This is a genomic window from Photobacterium sagamiensis, assembly GCF_050337085.1.
GTDB lineage: Bacteria > Pseudomonadota > Gammaproteobacteria > Enterobacterales > Vibrionaceae > Photobacterium > Photobacterium sagamiensis.
The window spans coordinates 1-2,945 of sequence record NZ_JAKJSP010000108.1; the positions used below are offsets into that span (position 1 = coordinate 1).

The following is a 2,945-nucleotide window of genomic DNA, read 5'->3' on the forward strand; positions in this document are numbered from 1 at the left end:
TGCTTGAGGGGGCTGTTGGGGTTGGTATTTGGGCTGTCATAACACTATTCCTTGGTCAAAAGATGACAGAAAATTGCATGCCATTAAATACTTTCTTATTTGAAAAAAATTTGAGTAACTGAGAACTGAGTCTTGAGTTCTATTCGATTTTACTGAATGAACAGTTGATATAAATATGGACGACAAGCTATGATCGTACAATATTAATAGCGGGTATTTTCTAGCATTTTTTGTCTCTTTTACCTTCCTGACTCATCTTTAACTATGCTTATATAAGTTCCGGTAAAACAAAGGTCTTTCACCGTTAAGTAAACTAAGGATACCTATGTCATCAAAGCTGACTGTCACGACCTTGCTCTTCAATCAATTTGAGCTGTTAGATGCATTCGGGCCGTTGGAGATGTTCGGTGTACTAAAAGATGATTACCAGCTAAAGCTAGTGTCTGAAACTGGTCAGCCAGTGACCAGTGCTCAAGGGCCCCAAATAATGGTGGATCACAGCTTTCAGGATTCCTTTCATAGCGACATATTATTAATACCGGGCGGTATTGGAACTCACGTCGAAGTTGAAAACCTCAAGGTATTATCATGGCTACAAAAAACAGCTGCTCATACTGAGTATCTCTGCTCTGTCTGCACTGGCGCGGCTTTATTGGCTAATGCGGGGTTGCTTGAGAACAGATCTGCGACAACCAATAAAAAGAATTATCACTGGGTAACCCGCTTTGGCAACGAGATCAACTGGCAACCTGTTGCTCGATGGGTACAAGACAGTGATATTTTCACCTCTTCAGGGGGCGCAGCAGGTATCGATATGACACTGGCATTAATTGGTCACCTCCACGGTGAAGAAGTCGCGAGAAAGGTGGCTATTAATGCTGAATACCTCTGGCAGAACGATCCCAGAGATGATCCTTTTGCCCCTCTTCATATTGTCCGCTGATGGTTAATTTCTCTATTCCCACATAATGTAACATCGCTCTTTTTCTGACGCTTGCAGAAGTTCGGTTAACGGTATGGCACGTATAGCGATGCTGATCTCGGGCTCATAATCGGCATCATCGAGTTCATCATTTGCTATTTTTGCGGCTTCAGTTCCATCTAGCTTTTCCTGGCACAGACGTTGTTTTTCCTTATTAATCGCCTGCTCCAAATTCGCTAAAGCGCGGGGAACATCTTCAGCATCTATCGCACCGGGTACAGTCTCACAAAACCCCATCATTTTGAGCAGTTGCTTTGCTATATCTCCAAACATCGTGACGTTACCACTGGCTTTACAACTGAAGGTAATTAACATGATGGCTCCTTAGTGGTTGGCCAATTCTAGTTCTATTGGCTTCTGTTCAGTCTAATCGTTAGCATCAAAGTCATTATAAAACTTCTTTTTCTCTCATTTTGTCACGTTTAGCAAACAAGTAACCGGCAACAACCCCGGCTAATGCCCCGAACAGATGGCTTTCAAAACTCACCCAGCGATGAATAGGAAGGAACCCCCACACCATTGAGCCATAGAAGAACATAACAATAACGGCAATCGCAATAGATCTCAGGCTTCTATACATCAAAGCATAGATTAATAAGTAGGCCCACAAGCCATATATAATCCCGCTCAACCCGATATGAAAACTAACCCGTCCAAATAACCAGACACCAATACCACTCACCACCCAGCTGATCAGCATCACCACCAGCAATCGGGCAAGCCCTGAACGAGAAACAAGCAGTGCTAACAGAGCAAAAGATATCAGGTTACTGATCAAATGCCCCCAGGAACCATGTAGAAAAGGATAAGCCACCAGTCCGGTTAAATGGGTAACATGACGAGGCAATAATCCATAATCATTAAGTGCGCCGCCCAACAAAATATTGGCAATGTGAACCACAATACAGAGCAGGCTGATAATCCCGATCAACTTTAATGCGTCTTTATCTTTCTCGTCCAATATTGCCACTCTATTTCTTCCCTCTCGTTAACAGACTATCTGAAGATGATTTTCGGTTTCAAGACATCTGTTAATTAGTATAGTTATCGTTCTTGTCTCGTCAGACTGACATAGATCCAACTGATTGTCCCGATTGGTATTAATGGGTCTGTTGCAAAAAATTCAGCCAAGGCTCAGAATTCCGTCTTTCCCATCTAATCTAGCGACTCAATGACCAACCACGAATTTAAATGGAAACACTTTGCCCCTGAGATCATCCTTTGGAGCCTTCGTTGGTATGGTTCGACTCCAATGAGCTACGCGAACCTCAGCGACATGCTGGCAGAGCGAGGGATTTCGGTGAATCGTTCGACCATTTATCGTTGGTTCATTGAATATTCCCCTAAATTACGTAAGAAGTTACGTCGCCATCAATTCATCCGGACTGACTCATCGTGGCAGCTTGATGAAACCTACGTCAAAGTGAAGGGGAAATGGCACTACCTTTACCGAGCCATCAATAAGCAAGGCGAAACGCTGGATTTCTATTTCTCTCACAAACGCAATAAAGAGGCCGCTTATCAGTTCCTTAGACGGTGCTTGAGATATTATGGCTTAGACAATCAGCCTAAAACGTTAAACACAGACAAGCATTCCTCATACGCCAATGCGATAGCCCGCTTGAAGAAGGAGGGACGACTGCGAGCGGATGTCGAGCAGCGGCAAGTGAAGTATCTCAATAATGGTATTGAGTCCGATCACGCCCCCATCAAGAAGCTTGTTGTAGCCACCGGCGGTTTCAAAATACGAAAGCGGGCCTGGTCAACCATCCAGGGATTCGAATCATTACGGATGTTGAACAAAGGTCAGTTTGATTTTTGGTTACGTCATGATGAACGTGAAACCCTTGTGCGGGAGAGATCCGCCTTCATGAATCGTTTATTCAATGTTGAAGTGATTTACTCGTAACTTTAAGCCAATGACTGGCTAGATCTGCCTTATCTGATTATTTGCAACACTCCC

At 43.7% G+C, this 2,945-nt stretch carries 4 protein-coding genes; 2 read left to right on the plus strand and 2 right to left on the minus strand.

Annotated elements, in window-relative coordinates; genetic code table 11:
• The first annotated feature begins 325 nt into the window (after positions 1 to 325).
• Positions 326 to 943, plus strand: coding sequence for a DJ-1/PfpI family protein (locus tag L4D76_RS28445; protein WP_428444184.1), 618 nt, complete (start codon positions 326 to 328; stop codon positions 941 to 943).
• A 12-nt stretch (positions 944 to 955) separates the two neighbouring features.
• Here L4D76_RS28445 and L4D76_RS28450 read toward each other — a convergent pair whose 3' ends face one another.
• Both L4D76_RS28450 and L4D76_RS28455 read right to left on the minus strand, forming a co-directional pair.
• Positions 956 to 1,297, minus strand: coding sequence for a DUF1840 domain-containing protein (locus tag L4D76_RS28450; protein ID WP_428444185.1), 342 nt, complete (start codon positions 1,295 to 1,297; stop codon positions 956 to 958).
• Positions 1,298 to 1,370: 73 nt separating this feature from the next.
• Entirely contained in the window at positions 1,371 to 1,952 is a 582-nt protein-coding gene (locus tag L4D76_RS28455) for a rhomboid family intramembrane serine protease (RefSeq protein ID WP_428444186.1), read from the minus strand.
• A gap of 201 nt (positions 1,953 to 2,153) precedes the next feature.
• On the opposite strand from L4D76_RS28455, the gene L4D76_RS28460 reads away from it, so the two are divergent.
• Positions 2,154 to 2,891 carry an IS6 family transposase gene (locus L4D76_RS28460; RefSeq protein WP_428444187.1) on the plus strand — a complete coding sequence of 246 codons (738 nt, stop codon included), beginning with the start codon at positions 2,154 to 2,156 and terminating at the stop codon, positions 2,889 to 2,891.
• Positions 2,892 to 2,945 lie beyond the last annotated feature (54 nt).

Coding starts and splice junctions, on each gene's coding strand:
- L4D76_RS28460 (WP_428444187.1), top strand. CDS start 2,154: ATGACCAACCACGAATTTAAATGGAAACACTTTGCCCCTGAGATCATC.
- L4D76_RS28450 (WP_428444185.1), bottom strand. CDS start 1,297: ATGTTAATTACCTTCAGTTGTAAAGCCAGTGGTAACGTCACGATGTTT.
- L4D76_RS28445 (WP_428444184.1), top strand. CDS start 326: ATGTCATCAAAGCTGACTGTCACGACCTTGCTCTTCAATCAATTTGAG.